The organism is Mycobacterium sp. NPDC048908 (genome assembly GCF_043197955.1).
Lineage (GTDB): Bacteria > Actinomycetota > Actinomycetes > Mycobacteriales > Mycobacteriaceae > Mycobacterium.
Map to the genome: position 1 here is coordinate 130,213 of NZ_JBICUE010000005.1, position 20,053 is coordinate 150,265.

The 20,053-nt window shown below is 67.5% G+C and carries 19 protein-coding genes; 6 read left to right on the forward strand and 13 right to left on the reverse strand.

All coding sequences use genetic code 11. The features are described from left to right. Window position 1: 1 nt before the first annotated feature. From mraY to ACGFK1_RS15545, 8 genes are all read right to left on the reverse strand, one after another. The gene (mraY, locus tag ACGFK1_RS15510; protein ID WP_393430462.1) at window positions 2-1,081 is read right to left on the reverse strand and encodes a phospho-N-acetylmuramoyl-pentapeptide-transferase; all 1,080 of its coding nucleotides are present in this window, start codon (window positions 1,079-1,081) and stop codon (window positions 2-4) included. After that, on the reverse strand, window positions 1,078-2,577 hold the full coding sequence (gene murF, locus ACGFK1_RS15515; RefSeq protein ID WP_393430465.1) for a UDP-N-acetylmuramoyl-tripeptide--D-alanyl-D-alanine ligase: 1,500 nt from the start codon (window positions 2,575-2,577) through the stop codon (window positions 1,078-1,080). The genes mraY and murF overlap by 4 nt, the downstream gene beginning before the upstream one ends. Beyond that, window positions 2,574-4,097, reverse strand: coding sequence for a UDP-N-acetylmuramoyl-L-alanyl-D-glutamate--2,6-diaminopimelate ligase (locus tag ACGFK1_RS15520; protein ID WP_393430468.1), 1,524 nt, complete (start codon window positions 4,095-4,097; stop codon window positions 2,574-2,576). Before ACGFK1_RS15520 ends, murF begins: the two co-directional genes overlap by 4 nt. 42 nt (window positions 4,098-4,139) lie before the next feature. Continuing rightward, window positions 4,140-6,065 carry a peptidoglycan D,D-transpeptidase FtsI family protein gene (locus ACGFK1_RS15525; protein WP_393430471.1) on the reverse strand — a complete coding sequence of 642 codons (1,926 nt, stop codon included), beginning with the start codon at window positions 6,063-6,065 and terminating at the stop codon, window positions 4,140-4,142. Next, window positions 6,062-7,006: a hypothetical protein gene (locus ACGFK1_RS15530; protein ID WP_393430474.1), complete on the reverse strand. Its 945-nt coding sequence runs from the start codon at window positions 7,004-7,006 to the stop codon at window positions 6,062-6,064. The genes ACGFK1_RS15525 and ACGFK1_RS15530 overlap by 4 nt, the downstream gene beginning before the upstream one ends. 1 nt (window position 7,007) lies before the next feature. Beyond that, window positions 7,008-8,147 (reverse strand): 16S rRNA (cytosine(1402)-N(4))-methyltransferase RsmH, encoded by a 1,140-nt coding sequence (gene rsmH / locus ACGFK1_RS15535; RefSeq protein ID WP_393430477.1) that lies wholly within the window; start codon window positions 8,145-8,147, stop codon window positions 7,008-7,010. Then, window positions 8,122-8,553, reverse strand: coding sequence for a division/cell wall cluster transcriptional repressor MraZ (gene mraZ, locus ACGFK1_RS15540; protein WP_069406478.1), 432 nt, complete (start codon window positions 8,551-8,553; stop codon window positions 8,122-8,124). Before mraZ ends, rsmH begins: the two co-directional genes overlap by 26 nt. A gap of 325 nt (window positions 8,554-8,878) precedes the next feature. After that, the gene (locus ACGFK1_RS15545; protein ID WP_393430481.1) at window positions 8,879-9,283 is read right to left on the reverse strand and encodes a DUF3040 domain-containing protein; all 405 of its coding nucleotides are present in this window, start codon (window positions 9,281-9,283) and stop codon (window positions 8,879-8,881) included. A gap of 226 nt (window positions 9,284-9,509) precedes the next feature. Between ACGFK1_RS15545 and ACGFK1_RS15550 the strand changes: the two genes are divergently transcribed. From ACGFK1_RS15550 to ACGFK1_RS15565, 4 genes are all read left to right on the forward strand, one after another. Beyond that, window positions 9,510-10,112 (forward strand): GNAT family N-acetyltransferase, encoded by a 603-nt coding sequence (locus tag ACGFK1_RS15550; protein WP_393430484.1) that lies wholly within the window; start codon window positions 9,510-9,512, stop codon window positions 10,110-10,112. A 36-nt stretch (window positions 10,113-10,148) separates the two neighbouring features. Next, a complete protein-coding gene (locus ACGFK1_RS15555; protein WP_393430487.1) occupies window positions 10,149-10,814 on the forward strand; it encodes an LppM family (lipo)protein in 666 nt (221 codons plus the stop codon). 73 nt (window positions 10,815-10,887) lie between these two features. Continuing rightward, a complete protein-coding gene (gene idsA2, locus ACGFK1_RS15560; RefSeq protein ID WP_393430490.1) occupies window positions 10,888-11,979 on the forward strand; it encodes a bifunctional (2E,6E)-farnesyl/geranyl diphosphate synthase in 1,092 nt (363 codons plus the stop codon). Between the two features lie 4 nt (window positions 11,980-11,983). Beyond that, window positions 11,984-13,549 (forward strand): alpha-(1->6)-mannopyranosyltransferase A, encoded by a 1,566-nt coding sequence (locus ACGFK1_RS15565; protein ID WP_393430492.1) that lies wholly within the window; start codon window positions 11,984-11,986, stop codon window positions 13,547-13,549. Here ACGFK1_RS15565 and ACGFK1_RS15570 read toward each other — a convergent pair. After that, complete coding sequence (locus tag ACGFK1_RS15570; RefSeq protein WP_393430495.1) at window positions 13,470-13,874, reverse strand: Rv2175c family DNA-binding protein; 405 nt, start codon at window positions 13,872-13,874, stop codon at window positions 13,470-13,472. The two genes, ACGFK1_RS15565 and ACGFK1_RS15570, sit on opposite strands and share 80 nt — an antisense overlap. A 36-nt stretch (window positions 13,875-13,910) precedes the next feature. Between ACGFK1_RS15570 and ACGFK1_RS15575 the strand changes: the two genes are divergently transcribed. Further along, window positions 13,911-15,131, forward strand: a complete 1,221-nt coding sequence (locus ACGFK1_RS15575) for a protein kinase (RefSeq protein WP_393431229.1) — start codon at window positions 13,911-13,913, stop codon at window positions 15,129-15,131. A gap of 1 nt (window position 15,132) precedes the next feature. On the opposite strand, the gene ACGFK1_RS15580 is transcribed toward ACGFK1_RS15575, so the two are convergent. Further along, entirely contained in the window at window positions 15,133-15,393 is a 261-nt protein-coding gene (locus tag ACGFK1_RS15580) for a hypothetical protein (RefSeq protein ID WP_393430498.1), read from the reverse strand. 150 nt (window positions 15,394-15,543) lie between these two features. Between ACGFK1_RS15580 and ACGFK1_RS15585 the strand changes: the two genes are divergently transcribed. Then, window positions 15,544-17,274: an FAD-dependent monooxygenase gene (locus tag ACGFK1_RS15585; RefSeq protein WP_393430501.1), complete on the forward strand. Its 1,731-nt coding sequence runs from the start codon at window positions 15,544-15,546 to the stop codon at window positions 17,272-17,274. Here the strand turns inward: ACGFK1_RS15585 and ACGFK1_RS15590 are convergent. From ACGFK1_RS15590 to ACGFK1_RS15600, 3 genes are read right to left on the reverse strand one after another with little or no spacing between them, the layout of a single operon-like run. Further along, the gene (locus ACGFK1_RS15590; RefSeq protein WP_393430503.1) at window positions 17,216-18,613 is read right to left on the reverse strand and encodes a class II 3-deoxy-7-phosphoheptulonate synthase; all 1,398 of its coding nucleotides are present in this window, start codon (window positions 18,611-18,613) and stop codon (window positions 17,216-17,218) included. The two genes, ACGFK1_RS15585 and ACGFK1_RS15590, sit on opposite strands and share 59 nt — an antisense overlap. 33 nt (window positions 18,614-18,646) lie before the next feature. Then, window positions 18,647-19,144 (reverse strand): polyadenylate-specific 3'-exoribonuclease AS, encoded by a 498-nt coding sequence (locus ACGFK1_RS15595; RefSeq protein WP_393430506.1) that lies wholly within the window; start codon window positions 19,142-19,144, stop codon window positions 18,647-18,649. Between the two features lie 2 nt (window positions 19,145-19,146). Then, on the reverse strand, window positions 19,147-20,031 hold the full coding sequence (locus ACGFK1_RS15600) for a hypothetical protein (RefSeq protein ID WP_393430509.1): 885 nt from the start codon (window positions 20,029-20,031) through the stop codon (window positions 19,147-19,149). Window positions 20,032-20,053: the final 22 nt, after the last annotated feature.

Consider the following 20,053-nt stretch of genomic DNA (forward strand, 5'->3'; position numbering starts at 1 on the left):
GTCAGGCTCCGACTGTGGTCAGCCACTCGCTGTAGAAGAGCGCGACGCCGAGACCACACGCGATCGCCGTGAGAAGCCAGAACCGGATGATGACCGTGGTTTCCGCCCAGCCGACGAGTTCGAAGTGGTGGTGAAACGGCGCCATCCGGAACACCCGGCGCCCGGTGGTGCGGAACGCCATGATCTGCACGACCACCGACGTCACCTCCGCCACGAACAGCGCTCCCAGCACGACGGCCAACATCTCGGTGCGACTGGCCACCGAAAGCCCCGCGATGATGCCGCCCAGAGCCAGCGACCCGGTGTCGCCCATGAAGATCTTGGCGGGCGCGGCGTTCCACCACAGGAAGCCGATGCAGGCGCCCGCGGTCGCCGCCGCGATGATGGCCAGGTCCAGCGGGTCGCGCACGTGGTAGCAGCCGAGCCCGGGACTGGTCGCGCAGGCGTTGCGGAACTGCCAGAACGTGATCAGCACGTACGCCGCGCAGACCATGGCCATCGCCCCTGCGGCGAGGCCGTCAAGGCCGTCGGTGAAGTTCACCGCGTTCGACCATGCGCTGACGATGACAATGCAGAACAACACGAAGATGGCGGGCGCAAGCGTGACAGTGGCGATCTCGCGCACATACGACAGTTCGGGGCTGCCCGGTGTCAGCCCGTCCGCGTTGCGGAACTGCAGTGCCAGCACACCGAACAGCACGGCGGCGGCCAGGATTCCGATGGTCTTGGCGGTTTTGTTGAGCCCGAGGTTGCGCGCGCGGCGGATCTTGATCAGGTCGTCGACGAACCCGACGGCGCCGAGCGCGGTGGCCAGGAAGAGCACCAGCCAACCCGACGCCGACGGACCCTTGCCGTCCATCACCACACCGATCAACTGCGTGCCGAGATAGCCCGCCCAGATGCCTGCCACGATCGCGACGCCGCCCATCGAGGGGGTGCCCCGCTTCTTGCGGTGACTGGGCGGCCCGTCCTCGCGGATCTCGTGGCCGAAGCCCTGTCGGGTGAACAACCGGATGAGCACCGGAGTGAGCAGGATCGACACCGTCAGCGCGATGCCGACAGCGATGAGGATCTGCCTCATCGGCGCGCCTCAGCGGTCAGCGCGTCGGCCAGCGCCCCGAGGCCTGCGGCGTTCGAGGCTTTCACCAGCACCACATCTGGAGCCCGCAGTTCGGCCTGAAGCAATGCCAGCGCGGCGTCGGCATCGGCGACCATGGTGACTTCCGAACCCCAGGATCCCTCCATCACCGCCCCGTGGTGCATGGCACTCATAGACCTCCCGGTTCCGACGACGATGAGTCGAGACACATCTAATCGCACGGCCAACCGGCCGATGCGGTCATGCTCGGTTATGGCGTCGTCGCCCAGTTCGGCCATTTCACCGAGCACGGCCCAGCTGCGCCGCTTCTCGCCGCCTTCGTGGGCGATGGCGGCCAGCGCCTTCAGCCCCGCCTGCATGGAGTCGGGGTTGGCGTTGTAGGCGTCGTTGATGATGGTCACACCGTCGGCGCGGGTGGCGACCTGCATGCGCTGCTTGGACACCGGACCCGCCCCGGCCAGCGCGGTGGCGACCTGGTCGAGGGTCGCGCCGCACTCCAGCGCGACGGCCGCCGCGCACAGCGCGTTCGACACCTGATGCTCGCCGTGCACGGCCAGCGCGACATCGATCTGCCCGGCACCGGTGTGTAGCGTGAACCGCGGCCTCGCGAGCGCGTCGAGCGTGACGGCCTCGGCGCGCACATCGGCAGTCCCGCTTTCGGAAGACTCAGAGCGGGCCACCCGCACCACGCGCGCCTGCGTCTGGCCGGCCATCGCGGCCACCGCGGCGTCGTCGACGTTGAGGATCACCACACCCGACGCTGGAACAGCCTGCGGCAGTTCGGCTTTCGTGGCCGCGATGGCCTCGCGGGAGCCGAACTCGCCGAGGTGCGCGGTACCGACGTTGAGCACGACGGCGATCGACGGCGGCGCGATCTCGGCCAGCGCCGCGATGTTGCCAGGATGGCGCGCCGACATCTCCAGCACCAGGTAGTCCGTCGACTCCGTCGCGCGCAAAACCGTCCATGGGTGGCCGAGTTCGTTGTTGAACGAACCCGGCGGTGCGACGACTTCGCCCAGCGGCGCGAGCACCGCGGCGAGCAGGTCCTTCGTCGAGGTCTTACCCGACGAACCGGTGATCCCGATGATGGTCAGCCCACCGGCGACCAGTTCCGCGGCGACCGCCTGCGCCAGTCGCGCCAGGGCCGCGAGCACCGCGGCGCCCGATCCGTCGGTGTCGTGTTCGAGAACGCTCGCCCCGGCGTCCGGGGCGGGCGTGGGGTCGACCACGATGGCGGGCACTCCCACAGGACGCGCGGCGAGCACCGCGACGGCGCCCGCGCCGACGGCAGCGGCGGCGAAATCGTGGCCGTCCGAACGCGCACCGGGCAGTGCCAGGAACAGCGACCCGGAAGTTACTGCGCGCGAATCGAATTCGACCGTTCCGGTGATGCGCGCCTCGGCCGCCTCCTGCGGCGAGATGTCGGCGAGCCGACCGCCGACGATGTCGGCGACCTGGGCAACCGTCAGCTCGATCATCGGCGCGACCTCAGTGCTTCGAGGGCCGAAGCGAGCTCGACCCGGTCGTCGAACGGCCTGGTCTGTCCGCCGCTGGTCTGGCCGGCCTCGTGGCCCTTGCCCGCGATCAGTACGACATCACCTGGTCGCGCCCACGCCACCGCATGATCGATCGCTTCGCGCCGGTCGCCGATCTCGACCACCTGTGCGCGTCCCGTCTTCGCGCCCGCCATGATGGCCGCCCTGATCGCGGCGGGCTGTTCGTCGCGGGGATTGTCGTCGGTGATCACCACCAGGTCGGCCAGTTCGGCCGCAACGCGGCCCATCGGTTCGCGTTTGCCGGGGTCGCGGTTGCCGCCCGCCCCGAACACCACGGCGAGCCGTCCTTCGGTCTGCGCGCGCAGCGTCTCGAGCACCGCGCCCAGCGCACCGGGTTTGTGCGCGTAGTCGACGAGCGCGAGGAAGCCCTGGCCACAGTCGATGGGTTCCAGCCTGCCTGGCACCGTGGCGGTGCGCAGCCCCGGCGCGGCCTGTTCAGGCGACACCCCGACGGCGTCCAGCAGCGCGATCGCCAGCAGACAGTTGGCGACGTTGTAGCGGCCGGGCAATCCGATCCGAAGTCCATGGTGCACGCCCGCAGGGTCGACGGCGACGAATTCCTGGGCTCCGAGATCGACGGTTGCGACGGTCTCCACCCGCCAGTCGGCGTCGCGTCCCGCGGCGCTGACCGAAACGGGCCGGTGGGCAAGCCGAGCCATCTGGCGCCCGGCGTCATCGTCGATGCACACCACGGAAAGAGTTGCGTGCGCGGGCGATTGGGGGTTGAACAGCCTGGCCTTGGCGTCGAAGTAGGCCTGCATCGTCGGGTGGAAGTCGAGGTGGTCCCGCGACAGGTTGGTGAACCCGCCGACCGCGAAGTGCACACCGTCGACCCGGCCCAACGTCAGCGCGTGGCTGGACACCTCCATCACCACGGTGTCGACGCCCTGCTCGACCATCACCGCCAGCAGCGCCTGAAGGTCGGGCGCTTCGGGTGTGGTCAGCGCGCTGGGTTGGTCGCGGCCGTCGATGCGGACGCCGACGGTGCCGATCAGTCCGGCCACCCGGTCCGCCGAGCGAAGGCCCGCCTCCACCAGGTATGTCGTCGTGGTCTTGCCGGACGTCCCGGTGACGCCGATCACCCGCAGTCGATCCGACGGATGCCCGTAGACGGTGGCCGCCAATTCGCCGAGCACCGACCGTGGCTCGGGATGCAGCAGAACCGGCACGCCGACGCCCGGATCCATCGCGTCCATCCCCCGCGGGTCCGTCAGCACCGCGACGGCGCCACGCGCCACCGCGTCGGCGGCATAGCCCGCACCGTGCGACGACGCGCCTGGCAGCGCGGCGAACAGGTCGCCGGGCTGTGCGTTCTGGCCCCGCAGTGTGACGCCGGTGATCTGCACGTCTGGCACCGCTCCCCCGCCGGCGGGCACCGCCCGCACCTGCTCAGCCAGCCGCCCCAGCAGTTCGCCGACGGGATTGTTGGGGCGCAGGTTCATGGCGATGACACAGTACCGGCCCGGCGGCGCCGGCCCGCCAACTCAGGTGGCTTGCAGCGTCAGCGGCGGACCGGGGTCTGGTGAGAGCGGCACGTTCTCCCGCTGCAGCAGCCAGGCGGCGATGTTGTGGAACAGCGGCGCCATGGTGGTGCCATGCTGGCCGTCGGCGGTGCGTTGCGGGTTGTCGGCCATCACGCCGATCACATAGCGGGGGTTGTCGGTCGGCACCATGCCCGCGAACGTGATCCAGTAGACGTCGTCGTAGTAGCACCCGCAGCCCGGGTTGATCTGCTGCGCGGTTCCGGTCTTGCCCGAGATCTGGTACCCGTCGACCGCGCCCTGGGAGCCGGTGCCCTGCTGAACGCCCGTCGGGTCGCGCTGCAGAGTCGCGCGCAACATCTGGCGTACGGTCTGCGCGGCCTGTGGCGACACCACCCGCACGCCCTGCGGCCGCGGCTCGTCTTTACGGGTGCCGTCCGGGGCGATGGTGGTCTTGATGATGCGCGGTGGGATGCGCACGCCGTCATTGGCGATCGCCTGGTACATGGCGGTCATCTGCAGCAAGGTCATCGAAAGTCCCTGGCCGATAGGCAGGTTGGCGAAGGAGCTGCCCGACCACTGGTCGATCGGCGGTACCAGTCCTGCGCTCTCCCCCGGCAATCCGACGCCGGTACGCTGGCCGAGCCCGAATTTCGTGAGCATGTCGGCGTAACGCTCGGGCCCGATCCGTTGGGCCAGCATCAGCGTGCCCACGTTCGACGACTTACCGAAGATGCCGGTGGTGGTGTACGGCGTGACACCGTGCTCCCACGCATCGTGGACGGTGATCCCGCCCATCTCGATTTCACCCGGTACCTGCAGCACCTCGTCGGGATTGGACAGCCCGAATTCGATCACCGATGCGGCGGTGACGATCTTGTTCACCGAACCCGGTTCGAATGGCGATGACACCGAAGGATTGCCGAGATTGCGATCTGCCTGGCGGCCGACGTCCTGCGACGGATCGAACGTGTTGTCGTTCGCCATCGCAAGCACCTCACCGGTTTTCGTGTCCAGCACGACGGCAGAAACGTGCTTGGCGCCCGACATGTCCTTGGCCTGCTGCACCTGCTGCTGGACGTAGAACTGGATGTCGTCGTCGAGCGTCAGCATCACCGTCGACCCGTCGACCGCGTCGTGCCGGTTGCGATAACTTCCCGGAATCACCACGCCATCGGAGCCGCGGTCATACGTGACAGAACCGTCGGTCCCTGCGAGTGAGGCGTCGAGCGAATCCTCGAGTCCGAGTAGGCCATGGCCGTCCCAGTCGATGCCGCCGACGATGTTGGCCGCCAGCGATCCGCCGGGATACTGGCGCAGATCCTGTCGCTCCGAGCCGACTTCGGGGAATTTCGTGGTGATGGCGTCGGCGATCGCGGGATCGACCGCGCGAGCCAGATACACGAACGAATCCTTACTGGTCAGCTTTTTCAGCACGGTCGCCGCATCCGGCCTGTTGTTGAGCCGCAACGCGACTTCCGCGGCGATGTCACGCAGTCGCCGCTGCGGGTCCGGCGCCGACGGCGTCTTCGCCTTGGCCTCTTCGAGTTGCTTGCGGATCTTGACCGGCTGGAAGGTCAGCGCCCTGGCCTCGATGGTGAAGGCCAGCTTGTCGTTGTTGCGGTCGACGATCGCACCGCGCACCGCCTTTTCCACATCGGTGACCTTGAGCTGTCCCGCGGCCTCGGCCCGCAGGCCCGCGGCACGTGGCACCTGCAACGTGAAAAGCTGCGCGACGGCGACCACCAGCACCAGGAAGATGACCACGTTGCCTGCCCGATGCCGGAACACGAACGACGCACTGCGCAAGCCCTTTTCGGCTGCGGCCTGGCGGGTTCGGCGCGCCTTGGCCGAACGCTCCTGGCTGGGTTGCGCCTTGCGTGCCTTCGGCGCGGCGGGGCTGCGGCCCCGATTTCCCCCGCGGCTCATGCGGGTGCGCCTGCAACCGGCGAGGCCACGGCAGGTGGTACGGGCACCTCAGCGGGTGGAGCCGCCGGAACAACGGGCCCCAGCGCGGGCGTCTGCCCCGGCACCGCGTGCGGCACCTCGGCGCCAGGCGGGGTCGCCAGCGGAGCCGCCCCGGCAACCGGCACCGGTTGCTCGACGCCCGGCAGCGGTGCGGGCAGTTGGGTTCGCGGCGGCATCCGGATGGTCAGCTCGCGTGGTTCGACCACGCGCGCGGCGGGCGGGGCCGGCGGCGGGGCCGGTTTCTCGTCGGGCAGTGGCGTGTTCAGCGGCGGCGGCGCGACGCCCTGCGCGGGTTTGGGGGTGCCGACGACCACCCAGTTGCCTGAAGGGTCTTGGACGAGGTGCGCGGTGTCGCGTGACGGAATCATGCCGAGGTTTCGGGCCGCCTCGGCGAGCGCGGGCGCGGCCTGCGCCTCGAGCACCTGACGTTCCAGCGCCTCTTTCTGCTGCAGCAACGCCTGATTCGTCTCGCGCGCGTGGCTGAGCTGATACGAACGTTCGGCGGCATCCGTCGACAGCCACAGCGTGACCCCCAACCCGACCCCGAGCGACCCGATGACCAGCACCACGAACGGCACCCTCGCGACGAGTGTTCGCGGATTCAGGTCGATCGAGGCCAGCCTGACGACGATCCGCTCGCGCAGTGGCGGCCGGATGACCTTGGGCGCCTTCGCCTTACGCGCTTTCGCCCGCGCCTTGGCCTGGCTCGCTGTCTTCGGCCTGGCCGGCGCGTCAGTCGGCCGAGGGATCGGATTGGTCGCGGGCGCCGAGCGCTGCGGCCGTTGCTCACGCGTCGGCTTGCGCCTGCGCGGCGGTGCATCGGCCTGTCTGCGGGTGGCGCCGCGGCCCGCGCGACGAGCTTCGTCGCCACCGCGAACCGACGCAGGCTTGCGTGCCTTCATGTCAACCCCCCACCTTCTCCAGTGCCCGCAGCCGCACCGAGGCGCTACGCGGATTGAGTTCGATCTCCTCGGCGCCCGCACGTTCGGCTCCGCGGGTCAATGCGACGAATGCCGGTCCGTGTCCTGGTAATTCGACCGGCAGCCCCTCTGGTGTGCGGGATGCGGTGGCGGCCGCGAACTGGTTCTTGACGATGCGGTCCTCCAGCGACTGGTACGCCATCACGGCGATGCGGCCGCCGGGGGCCAGCGCGCTGAGCGCCGCGGGCAAGGCGTTGCGCAGTGACTCCAACTCGCCGTTGACGACGATGCGCAACGCCTGGAACGTGCGTTTGGCCGGATGTCCGCCAGTGCGCCGGGCAGGCGCGGGAATCGCCTGATACAACAGCTCGACCAGTTCGCCGGTGGTGGCGAACGGCCGCTGCGCGCGGCGGCGGACGATCTGCGCGGCGATGCGGCCGGCGAACCGCTCCTCGCCGAACTCCCGCAGCACCCGGCTCAGCGTCTTCTCGTCGTACGTGTTGAGCACGTCGGCCGCGGTCAGCTCAGCATCGGGATCCATCCGCATGTCCAACGGCGCGTCGGCGGAGTAAGAGAAGCCGCGCGCGGTGCGGTCCAGTTGCATCGACGAGACACCCAGGTCGAACAGGATGCTGTCCACTTCGCCTGTCCGATAACCGGTTTCGGCCAACACCTGGTCGATTCCGTCATAGCGGGTGCGCACCAGCGTGACGCGGTCACCGAACTGCGCCAACCGCTCGCCCGCGATCCACAGCGCATCGGGGTCGCGGTCGAGGCCGATGAGCCGCAGGCCGGGAAGCTCGGTGAGGAAGCGTTCGGCATGCCCACCGGCACCCAGCGTCGCGTCGATCAGGACGGCGCCTCGGCCGTCGGCGTGTTGGCGGGTCAGCGCCGGCTTGAGCAGTTCGACACACCTGTCGAGCAGAACGGGGACGTGTGGGTGTTCGCCTGGATTCGCGGCCATCGCAACCTCTTTGATGGGGGCCCCTGCACCGAGGTCCCTGTCCGAGATCGCGGACCTGACGTCGGGGAAGTACGTCAGGGCCGGTTCGGGCAGAGACCACGATGCACGGGCAAGGTGCGCCTCGGCGGCCACATCAGATGATGTCGTGGAGAGCTTCATCGGTGGCCGCGGAGAAGTTCTCTTCGTGTGTCTGCTGATACTCCTGCCATGCCGCGGAGTCCCAGATCTCCAGGTAGTCAACCGATCCGATCACCACACAGTCCTTGGAAAGGTTCGCGTAGCGGCGATGGTCGGCGGACAGCGTGATCCGTCCTTGGCCGTCGGGATGCTGCTCGTCGGTGGCGGCGGCCAGGTTACGAAGGAATGCGCGTGCCTCCGGATTGCTACGCGATGCCTGCGATGCCCGTCGAGCCAGCTTTTCGAACTCGGCGCGCGGGTAGACCGCCAGGCTGTGATCTTGGCTCTTGGTGACCATCAACCCTCCTGCCAGCGCGTCGCGGAACTTGGCGGGCAGCGTGAGCCGCCCCTTGTCGTCGAGCTTGGGCGTGTAGGTGCCCAGAAACATCTGGCCACCTCCCCGCCACCTCTTGCCTCTCAACAGAGCCCCGGTCGCTCCGTTGTCCGCCACTTTACCCCACAATCCCCCACAACGCTCCATTTGATAGCAAAAGTTGACGGCATGTCCCCACCACCGCCCCCCGACGTGGCTGATTGTCGGCGATTCCCGCCGCTGCACCGACTGTCAGAGAGACAAAGACGCAGGTGAAGCCCATCGGCCGGGCTGGTGGGGCGATGTGGGGGATGCGGGCACGCTCCGGGCCGCGGTCGCGCGTAAAACGCGCACAAAAAAGGGGTAGCCCAGCGCGGGCTACCCCTTGGCTCGGTGCGATCTACTCGTCGAACCGGCGGCGGAAGCGGTCTTCCATCCTGCTGGTGAACGAGCCACCCGAGCCCTTTGTCTTCTTCTGGCGCGACGCGCCGGGTTCAGGGCCCGAGCGGTCCCGACCGCCCGCGACCCGCGGGCCGGTGATGGCGAAGATCACACCGCCGAACATCACCAAGAAGCCGATCACCGAAAGAATCGGGAAGCTGCCGATCATGGTGGCCTTGAAGGCGACGCCGCAAACCAGCATGGCCAGACCGATCACGAAAAGTGCGGCGCCCTGGAGGCGACGCCGCGCCGAGGGTGCGCGCAGAGTCCCACCGCGGACGCTGGAAGCGAACTTGGGGTCCTCGGCATAGAGCGCGCTCTCGATCTGGTCGAGCATGCGCTGCTCATGATCGGAGAGTGGCATTCGTCCCTCCTTGCCGGCCCTGCCGTCTAAAACGTTCAAACTTGCGTGTGCTCGCGTTTACGGGCACCTAACAGTCATGATACGAGGTCAATCTGAGCCGTACCACCTAGTTGGATGGTCGATTCTATGACGTGGCGGGGCGACCGTGAGGCGGTGCCACTTGGATGCCGCCGCCGCCCAATAATGGTGTGGACGAACCGCCCGACACCGAAAGAGGCAACGAGAGTTGGCGACATTTCTCATTGATCTGTCGCCGGGCGACATGCAACGGCGACTCGGTGATGCTCTCGCGGTGTACGTCGACGCCATGCGCTACCCGCGCGGCACCGAGGAGCAGCGGGCCTCGATGTGGCTGGAGCACACCCGCCGACTTGGCTGGAAGGCTGTCGCGGCGGTGGAGGTGCCCGATCCGCACGACGACATCGCACGCTCGCCAGAGGCGTTGGCCGCGGCCCCGCTGCTCGGCGTCGCATACGGCTACTGCGGTGCACCGGACCAGTGGTGGCAGCAACAGGTGGTGCAGGGCCTGCATCGGGTCGGCGCGGATCGAACGCGCATCGCGGAGCTGATGACCAGCTACTTCGAGCTCACCGAGCTGCACATCGCGCCGCGCGCACAGGGCCGCGGGCTCGGTGAAGCGCTGACCCGACGGCTGCTCGCCGACCGCGGCGAGGCGCACGTTCTGCTGTCGACACCCGAGATCAACGGAGAGGCCAATCGGGCCTGGCGGCTGTACCGGCGCCTGGGTTTCATCGACATCATTCGCGGCTACCACTTCGCCGGCGATCCGCGCGCTTTCGCGATTCTGGGCCGGGCTTTGCCTCTCTAAGCCTCTCTGAGCAGTCCGGTCTGGCACGATGACCACGTGCCCGCCCGCTCTCGCCGGATCCGCCAGCTCGCGGTGGTGTTGCTGCTGGTGCTCGTGCTGCCGCTGGCCGTTGGCTGCGTGCGGGTGCGGGCGTCGATCACGGTGTCGCCGGACGACCGGGTGTCGGGCCAGATCGTCGCGGCGGCCAAGCCGCGCAACGCCGACGACAAGGGCCCGCAGCTGCTGAACAACCTGCCGTTCGCGCAGAAGGTCGCCGTCTCGGACTACAACCGCGACGACTACGTCGGTTCGGAGGCTGTGTTCTCGGATCTGACCTTCGCCGAGCTGCCTCAGCTGGCCAACATGAACCGCGACGCCGCGGGCGTCGACATCTCGCTACGCCGGGCGGGCGACCTCGTCATTCTCGAGGGCCGCGCCGACCTCACGTCGCTCAACGATCCGGAGGCCGACGTGTCGTTGTCGGTCGCATTCCCCGGCGAAGTCACCTCGACCAACGGCGACCAGGTGTCGACCGAGGTCGTCGAGTGGAAGCTGCGACCGGGCGTGGTGACCACGATGGACGCCCAAGCCCGCTACACCGACCCCAGCGCGCGTTCATTCACCGGCGCGGCGATCTGGCTTGGCATTGCGTCGCTTCTGGTGGCCGCGATCATCGGCGGTATCGCGTACACGAGTCGGGACCGCTCGCCGCGGCCGACCTGAAAGCTCTACCCTGAGAGCACTCGGGGGCGAGTACCACAAACACTGACCTCGCAGAAAGGGGCGCCCGCTGAGCGTGGATGCAGCAGCGGCACCGTCGGCCGTCGAGTTGGCGGGCGCCGTCACCGACCAATTGCGGGAGTATCTCCGCAGCCGCCGCAGTGACGCCGCGTACATCGGCGCCGACTATGCGGAGTTGACCGCCGCGCTCGAGGAATTCGTGTTGCGCGGCGGCAAGCGGCTACGTCCGGCGTTCGCATACTGGGGCTGGCGCGCGTTGGCCGAAGGGCAGCGCGACCCGCTGGATCCGTCGATGCTGCGGCTGTTCTCGGCTCTCGAGCTTCTGCACGCCTGCGCGTTGGTGCACGACGATGTGATCGACGCCTCGGCCACCCGCCGAGGACTGCCGACGGTGCACCGCCTGTTCACAGACAAGCACCGCAGCAGCCAGTGGCATGGTTCGCCCGAGCAGTTCGGGATTTCGGCGGCGATCTTGTTGGGCGATCTCGCGCTGGTGTGGGCCGACGACATCGTCGCCACCGCGGAGGTACCCGCCGACGCGCAGGCGCGCGTGCGGCGGGTGTGGTCGGCCATTCGGACCGAGGTGCTCGGCGGGCAGTACCTCGACATCGTCGCCGAATCCAGCGGAGCCGAGTCGGTGGCATCGGCGATGACGGTCAACGTCTACAAGACCGCGTCGTACACGATCTCGCGTCCGCTGCAGTTCGGCGCCGCAGTCGCCGCCGACCGACCCGACGTGCAGGCGGCGTTCCACGAACTCGGCACCAACTTGGGTGTGGCCTTTCAGCTGCGTGACGACGTGCTCGGAGTATTCGGCGACCCGGCCGTGACGGGCAAGCCTTCGGGCGATGATCTGCGGTCCGGTAAACGCACCGTGCTTCTGGCCGAGGCCGTCGAGCGTGCCGAGAAGGTCGACCCTGTCGCCGCCAAGCTGCTGCGCACATCCATCGGCACCGACTTGACCGAGCCTCAGGTGAAAGAGCTGTGTTTGGTCATCGAATCGGTCGGAGCGCTGGCCGCCGTCGAGGGCCGCATCGATTCGCTGACCCGCCGCTCACTGGAGATCCTCAACGCCGCGACGATCGACGCTCGCGCCAAGGTCGGCCTCGCCGAGCTCGCCAGATTGGCCGCGAACCGGTCCGCCTAGGAGCATGACAACGCCGACGCCGACGCAGGCCCCGAAAACCGGGCCGGCCCTTCACCTTTGGAGACTGACGTCCTTCACGACGTCGCCGCAGGCGCGGCCCGCGCTGCTCGGCGCCGTGGGTGCGGCGCTGATCACCGCTGGCGGACTCGGTGCGGGCAGCACCCGGGTGCACGATCCACTGCTCGAGTCGCTGCACGTGTCCTGGTTGCGGTTCGGTCACGGCCTGGTGCTGTCCTCGGTGCTGCTGTGGATCGGAGTCGCGCTGATGCTCTTCGCGTGGCTCTGGCTGGGTCGGCGGGTGATCGACCGCACCGCAACGGAATACACGATGGTGGCGACGACCGGCTTCTGGCTGGCACCACTTCTGCTGAGCGTTCCGGTGTTCAGTCGAGACACGTACTCGTATCTGGCTCAGGGTGCGCTGCTGCGCGACGGCTTCGACCCGTATGTCGTCGGCCCGGTCGACAACCCGAACTCGTTGCTGGACAACGTAAGTCCGATCTGGACGACGACGACAGCGCCGTACGGGCCTGCGTTCATCTTGGTCGCCAAGTTCGTCACGATGCTGGTCGGCAACGACGTGGTGGCCGGAACCATGCTGCTGCGGTTGTGCATGCTGCCCGGCCTCGCCCTGTTGATTTGGGCGGCGCCCAGGGTGGCCCGGCACGTCGGCGCCGACGGCGCTACGGCACTGTGGATCTGCGTGCTGAACCCACTGGTGATCATCCATCTGATGGGTGGGGTGCACAACGAGATGCTGATGGTCGGCCTGATGATGGCGGGCATCGCGCTGACCTTCGCTGGACGTCACATCTGGGGTGTCGGGCTGATCGCGGTCGCGGTGGCCGTCAAAGCGACAGCGGGACTGGCCCTTCCGTTCATGGTGTGGGTGTGGATGCGCCATCTTCGCGATCGGCGGGGCCATCGCCCGGTGAAGGCGTTCGCGGCCGCGACGGCGGGATCGGGACTGATTTTCGTCGCGGCCTTCGCGGTGTTGTCCTGGTTGGCCGGCGTCGGCCTCGGTTGGCTGACCGCGCTGGCAGGCTCGGTCAAGATCATCAACTGGCTGACCATACCTACCGCGGCGTCGAACCTGATCAACGCGGTTGGCGGCCTGGTGTTCCCCGTCAACTTCTACGCCGTGCTCGACGTCACCCGGATCATCGGGATCGCGATCATCGCGATTTCACTTCCCGTGCTGTGGTGGCGGTTTCGGCACAGCGATCGCGAGGCGCTGGTCGGCATCGCGCTGGTGATGATCGTGGTGGTGCTGTTCGTCCCCGCCGCGCTGCCGTGGTACTACACCTGGCCGTTGGCGGTGGTGGCGGCGCTCGCGCAGTCGCGAAAGGCGATAGCGGTGATCGCGGGGCTGTCGACCTGGATCACGGTGATCTGGAAGCCCGACGGCGCACACGGCATGTACTCGTGGATCCATGTCCTGCTGGCGACGGCTTGTGCTGCGGCAGCGTGGTATTCGCTGGAGAAGGCGGTCAGTAGGCCATCGCTTGGGCCCGACGCACCACTTCCCGGGCTTGATGCGAATGCAATGCGTCCACGGGACGCGCATTAGCCCGCCGCTCCTTGCTTCCATCCTGGCTGATGGTCAGCGACGGGTCGGGGGTGAACAGCCAGCGCACGATCTCGGTGTCCCGGTAGCCGCCGTCATGCAACACCACGAGCAGCCCCGGCAGGCTCTTCACCACGTGGCCGGTGTCGTCGAAGAAGACCCTGGGCACCACCACCGAGCCCTCGCGGCGCACCGCTACCAGGTGACCGTCCCGCAGTTGCTGATGCACTTTGGTCACGGCAACCCCGAGCAGATTTGCAACGGCAGGTAGGTCGTAAACGGCCTCACCGGGGTCAAGAACGTCGTCGGCGGCCGGAATGCTGCTCACCGCACAAAGTCTAGGACCAAAGGGGTGGCTCGTAACATGTGTTCGGTGGAGGGCCGCCAGCAATCTGACCCGCTTGTGGGGGCGGTGCTGGACGGCCGGTATCGCGTCGAGGTGATGATCGCGACGGGCGGCATGTCCGCGGTGTACCGGGGGCTCGATCTACGGCTCGACCGTCCGGTGGCGTTGAAGGTCATGGACTCCAGGTATGCCGGGGACCAGCAGTTCCTCACCCGGTTTCAGCGCGAAGCCAGGGCGGTGGCCCGGTTGAAGGATCCTGGCCTTGTCGCCGTGTACGACCAGGGGATCGACGGCCAGCATCCGTTTCTGGTGATGGAGCTCATCGAGGGCGGCACGCTGCGCGAGTTGTTGCGTGAACGCGGACCGATGCCGCCGCACGCCGTCGCCGCCGTGCTGCGACCCGTGCTCAGCGGACTGGCGGTGGCGCACCGCGCAGGGCTGGTGCACCGCGACATCAAGCCGGAGAACGTGTTGATCTCCGACGACGGCGACGTCAAGATCGCCGACTTCGGTTTGGTGCGCGCCGTCGCCGAAGCCAAGATCACCTCCACCAGCGTCATTCTGGGCACGGCCGCCTACCTGTCGCCCGAGCAGGTCAGCACCGGCGACGCCGGTCCGCGCAGCGATGTGTACTCGGTTGGAATCCTGACCTACGAACTGCTGACCGGGGTCACGCCGTTCACCGGCGACTCTGCCCTTGCGGTCGCTTACCAACGGATGGACAGCGATGTGCCACCTCCCGGCCGGATGATCGCCGGTGTGCCGGCACAATTCGATGAGTTGGTGGCCCAGTCGACCGCGCGCGAACCCGCTGACCGTTACGCGGACGCCCAGGACATGGGCGCCGATCTCGCCGCGATCGTCGCGGAACTGCGTCTTCCCCCGTTCCGCGTGCCTGCCCCCCGCAACTCAGCACAACATTTGTCAGCGGCGTTGCACCACAACCAGATACACGCTCAGCAGCAGACCACGGAAACCACCGCGCGACCGCCCGTCGCTGCCGTGCTGGCGCCACGGCAGCACACCAGAGAGCTCACTCGCGACGACTGGGTGCCCCAGGAGCCCGAATACGAGCCTGTTTCAGGGCAATTCGCCGGGATCGATTTTGAGAACTTCTACTGGGCCCGACAGCGCGCCAAAAGAGTGCTGTTGTTCTGGCTACTCAGCGTGCTGACGCTGACCGCCCTGATCGCTGCCGCGGCGTGGACGCTGGGCAGCAATATCGGCAATTTGGTCTAGTTCACCGGACGAACGGCACGCCCGGTTGGCAGCGGCCGCTCGCCGCGTGCATCCAGCCATCGTGGCGCGCCAGGAACACCGCCATGCGCCGTCGACCGGACCACCCGCAGGTGCATCCCGCCTTTCGGTCGATGACCGTGACCACCCCGGCAAACGTCGACGCCCCGTCCGGCACGGCGACACTCAACTCGTTCGAATAGTCGACAACTGCGGTGCTCAAGTAATCCCCCACATCCACGTCCTCAACGGCCGCCTGCCCCACGCAACCACCGCTAACAATATTGACAGGGATGCAAGTGATAAATCGGGTGTTTCCCTATCTCGATATTCGGGTGTTGCGGCACGGCGTCGTGAGTACTACAGTCGTAGTGAACATAATTCAACGCATGATGAGATCACGACGAGGTGGAATATGACCGAATCAGTGCTTCCGGTGCTGGTCGTAGGCGCAGGCCCGAGCGGGCTGACGGTGGCGTGCGAACTTGCTCGGCACGGCGTTGCGCCACGGGTCGTCGATCGGGGTCCGGCCCCAGCGACGACATCTCGGGCGCTGGTCGTCCAACCCAGAACGCTGGAGATCTTCGACGACCTCGGGGTGGCTGACCAAGCGATCGCGGCGGGCACCTCGGCGTCGACCCTGACTGTCACATTCGCGGACAAGATGGTCGAGTTGGAATTCGCCGACCAATTGACCGGTCCGCAGAACCTCACCGCATACCCCGAACCGCGCACACTGTCGCAGCACCACACCGAGCGCATCCTCACCGAACTGCTGGCCGATTACGGCGTCACGATCGACCGGGGGCTGGCGCTGACCGACCTCACCCAGGACGGCGAGACGGTGACCGTATCGCTGCGCGGTGAGGACGGCTCCGTCGAGACACTGCGGTGCCGGTGGGTGATCGGGTGCGACGGCGCACACAGCGCGGTCCGCAAGGCGACAGGCATCCCGTTCGCCGGGTCCACGTATCGCGACGAGTTCATCATGGCCGACGCCGAACTCGACTGGAAGCTGCCGCACGGTGGGCTCTACGGATTCCCAAGTCCTGCAGGTATTTTCGCAGCATTCTCAATGCCAGGCGAGAACCGCTACCGGATCTTCGGCAACTTCCCGCCCGGACAACAGGGTCCGAGCGTCGAGTACAGCGAACCGACCCACGAAGAGTTCCAGGCGATGGTCGACGCGCGTGTCCCGTTCCCGGCGAAGGTCGTCAAAGAACACTGGGTGACGCGGTACCGGGTACACAGTCGCACCGTGCCGCGATACCGCGACGGGCGGGTGTTCCTCGTCGGCGACGCCGCGCACGTGCACAGCCCTGCCGGCGCGCAGGGCATGAACACCGGGATCCAGGATGCATACAACCTGGCCTGGAAGCTCGCCCTGGTCGAGCGCGGACTCGCCGACGCCGGATTACTGGACAGCTACCAGCAGGAGCGCCACCCGATCGGCGTCCAACTGCTCAAGACCACCGACCGGATTTTCTCGGTGTTCGGCGGGCAGAACCCGCTGGCCCGCCTGGCCAGGGGTCGCGTTGCGCCCGTGCTCGCAGGCCGTCTGCTCACCATGTCCTGGCTGCGCAGGCGGTTCATCGGCCTGCTGGCGCAACTGCGTCTTCGCTATCCGGACAGCGCCCTGAACGCCGAGGACGGTTCGGGCTGGCGTGACGCGCCCGCGCCCGGTGACCGCGCACGCGAGGCCGATGTGACGATCGACGGCAGACACGGCCATCTGTACGAAGTGTTCCGCGGCACCCAGCACACCGTGTTGCTGTTCACCGGCCTCGACGACGAGGCCCGGCCTGCCGTGGAACTGTGTCGGATCGCCGAGCAGATCGAGCAGAGCTATCCCGGCTTGGTGAAAGCGCGCGTCATCACCGCCGAGGAATCTGCGAATCACCCCGCGGCACTTGGTGATCCGGCCGGGACCGCGCACCGTCAATACGGGATCACGTCGGCAGCGGCGTTCGTGATCCGGCCCGACAAGTACATCGGCTATCGGGGTCGCACTGTCGACCGCGATCGGTTGATGGCAGACCTCACACGACGACTGCCCCGGTTCAATCGCGGAGCATCTCCGCTCCTGTTCAATCGCGGAGCATCTCCGCGACCAAGAACGCCAACTCCAGGCTCTGCTGCGTGTTGAGCCGCGGATCGCAGGCCGTTTCGTAGCGGCCCGCCAGGTCGGAGTCCGAGATGTCCTGCGCCCCGCCCAGACACTCGGTGACGTTCTCACCGGTGATCTCGACGTGGATGCCGCCGGGGTGCGTGCCAAGCGCACGGTGCACCTCGAAGAAGCCCTGCACCTCGTCGACGACGCGGTCGAAGTGGCGGGTCTTGTAGCCGGTCGAGCTCTCGTGTGTGTTGCCGTGCATCGGGTCGCACTGCCAGATCACCTGATGCCCGGTGGCCTGAACCTTCTCGATGATCGGCGGCAGCAGGTCGCGCACCTTGTTGTTGCCGAGCCTGCTGACCAGCGTCAGCCGGCCCGGCTGGTTGTGCGGATCGAGCCGCTCCACGTATTCGACAGCAAGTTCCGGCGTCATCGTTGGACCGATCTTGACCCCGATGGGGTTCGCGATCACCTCGGCGAACGCGACATGGGCGCCGTCGAGTTGGCGGGTGCGCTCGCCGATCCACACGTAGTGCGCGGACAGGTCGTAGAGGCGCGGCTCGGGGTTCTCCAGCGGGTACTCCGTCGACAGCCTCAACATGGCGCGCTCATAGTCGAGCACCAAAGCCTCATGGCTGGCGTAGATTTCGGCGGTTTGCAGGTTGCGGTCGTCGACGCCGCAGGCGCTCATGAACGTCAGTCCGCGGTCGATCTCACCGGCCAACGCCTCGTAGCGGGCGCCGGCGGGCGAGGTCCTGACGAACTCGCGGTTCCAGTCGTGTACCGCGTGCAGCGACGCCAGTCCCGACGCGGTGAGCGCGCGCACCAGATTCATCGCCGCGCTGGCGTTGGCGTATGCCCGCACCAGTCGCGACGCGTCGTGTTCGCGGACAGCGGCGTCAGGCGCGAACCCGTTGATCATGTCGCCGCGGTAGGACTTCAGGCCAAGCGCGTCGATGTCCGATGACCGCGGCTTGGCGTACTGACCCGCGATGCGTGCGACCTTGACCACCGGCACGCTGGCGCCGTAGGTGAGCACCACCGCCATCTGCAGCAGCGTGCGGATGTTGGCCCGGATGTGAGGTTCGGTGTTGTCGGTGAACGTCTCGGCGCAGTCGCCGCCCTGCAGCAGGAACGCCTCACCGCGGGCGACATCTGCCAGCAGGCCGCGCAGCCGCTCGATTTCGGCGGGCACCGTCACCGGCGGGACACTCTCCAGCACCGTGCGCATCATCTTGGCCGATTCGGCGTCCCAGCTGGGCTGCTGCGCCGCGGGCTTGGCCAGCGCGGCGTCCAGCCGATGCCGCAGCTCATCCGGTAGCGGAGGCAGCGGAGGCAGCTGGTCGATGGGTACGTCGACGGTCCAGTTCACCCGTTCATGGTAACGGGCGCGCACACCTGCTTTTCACCGCTGGGCCGGCGCTCCTTTACTGGTCATCAGGCGAAACCGCACCAGGTTGTGTTTGGCGTCGACGAGGGCGTCATGAGCATCGCGTGGTCGCGGCGGCATTCGTGGCGAACCGCGGTCCTCCCAGAACTGGCGTAGCTCGCGCGTGAAGCGCGGGATCGCCGGAGGCAGGTCGGTCATCGGCCCCCACAGCTGGCACAGCACCACATGGTCATATGCGCCGACCCAGGCCCACAACTCGATGGGTTCGTCGCCGTCGACGCCGAAGAAGTCCTCGAGTTCCGTCCGGATCTGCCTGCGCGAGCGCCACAGCGGCGAAGCGGGCGACGGCAGCTTGGGCAGCACGTGCTTACGCACCCAGCTGCCCGCCCGCTCGGGGTCGAATTCCGTTGAGATTGCGTAGTATTCGCGGCCGTCCTCCGCCGCCACCCCGATCGAGATCAACTCGATGGTGCGGCCGTTGTCGATGAACTCGGTGTCGTAGAAATACCTCACGCCTACAACACCTGAGCCGTTTCCCGGTTGGCAGACCGCGGCTGCGGTGCCGCGGCGGCGTGAATCTCGCGGTCGAGCTGCTGATCGACCTCGCGGTCGTTCGGAAAGTGCGGCTCTCCCGCGATCACATGCTGCAACCACAGCTTGGCCTGGACCACAGGCCTGCGCAGTCGGCGTTCCCGCTCGAGGGCGCGGTGCATCTTCCGCGGCTTGTTCGCGTACCGCCACCGCGCCCAGGGTGCGTGCGGCCGCGACAGCCTGATGGCTCCGAGGAACAGCAGCGGTGTGATGAACATCCCGACCAGTCCGGTCCACACCTTTCCTTTGAGCAGCACGACCACCGCGAACAGCAGCGTCAGCACCGCGGCCGCGATCACCAGGGCGCGGGCCTGCAGGCTCTGGTCTTCGCGCCAGATGGTGACGTCGAAGAACGACAGCGGGTTGAACCCGAGGATCAGCAGACCCGCTACCGCCACCGCGGCGAACACCGCGTCCACCGACGTGCGACCGTCTTCGGCCCAGTAGACGTCCTGCAGGTGCAGGATGAGCGCGAACTCATCGAGCACCAACGCCGCACCGATGCCGAAAAATGTTGCTGCCACGGTGAATTCGGGTACGCCCCCGTCGACCGCCAGGGTGACCATCGAGACGCCGGCGATCATGACCAGGATCACGCCGATCACCACGTGGTGGATGTGCAACCCGCCGCCTGCGGAAATGTTGCGCGGCTGCCACCACTTGCGCGGGGCATCGCTGTCGGGGTGGTTGCGGATGTACCGCACGATCGTGCGGGTGACAAAGAACGTCAGGATGAACGCGACGAGGCAGAACACCAGCGGTAGCCGGCCATGCGGGATCGACAGATCCAGGCTGAACGTCGCGTGCACGCAGAAAACTTACGCCGAGGTG

Coding starts and splice junctions, on each gene's coding strand:
- mraZ (WP_069406478.1), bottom strand. CDS start 8,553: ATGTTTCTGGGCACCTACACGCCCAAGCTCGACGACAAGGGGCGGCTC.
- ACGFK1_RS15525 (WP_393430471.1), bottom strand. CDS start 6,065: ATGAGCCGCGGGGGAAATCGGGGCCGCAGCCCCGCCGCGCCGAAGGCA.
- rsmH (WP_393430477.1), bottom strand. CDS start 8,147: ATGAAGCTCTCCACGACATCATCTGATGTGGCCGCCGAGGCGCACCTT.
- murF (WP_393430465.1), bottom strand. CDS start 2,577: ATGATCGAGCTGACGGTTGCCCAGGTCGCCGACATCGTCGGCGGTCGG.
- ACGFK1_RS15565 (WP_393430492.1), top strand. CDS start 11,984: ATGACAACGCCGACGCCGACGCAGGCCCCGAAAACCGGGCCGGCCCTT.
- ACGFK1_RS15585 (WP_393430501.1), top strand. CDS start 15,544: ATGACCGAATCAGTGCTTCCGGTGCTGGTCGTAGGCGCAGGCCCGAGC.
- mraY (WP_393430462.1), bottom strand. CDS start 1,081: ATGAGGCAGATCCTCATCGCTGTCGGCATCGCGCTGACGGTGTCGATC.
- ACGFK1_RS15530 (WP_393430474.1), bottom strand. CDS start 7,006: ATGAAGGCACGCAAGCCTGCGTCGGTTCGCGGTGGCGACGAAGCTCGT.
- ACGFK1_RS15520 (WP_393430468.1), bottom strand. CDS start 4,097: ATGAACCTGCGCCCCAACAATCCCGTCGGCGAACTGCTGGGGCGGCTG.
- ACGFK1_RS15575 (WP_393431229.1), top strand. CDS start 13,911: ATGTGTTCGGTGGAGGGCCGCCAGCAATCTGACCCGCTTGTGGGGGCG.
- ACGFK1_RS15545 (WP_393430481.1), bottom strand. CDS start 9,283: ATGCCACTCTCCGATCATGAGCAGCGCATGCTCGACCAGATCGAGAGC.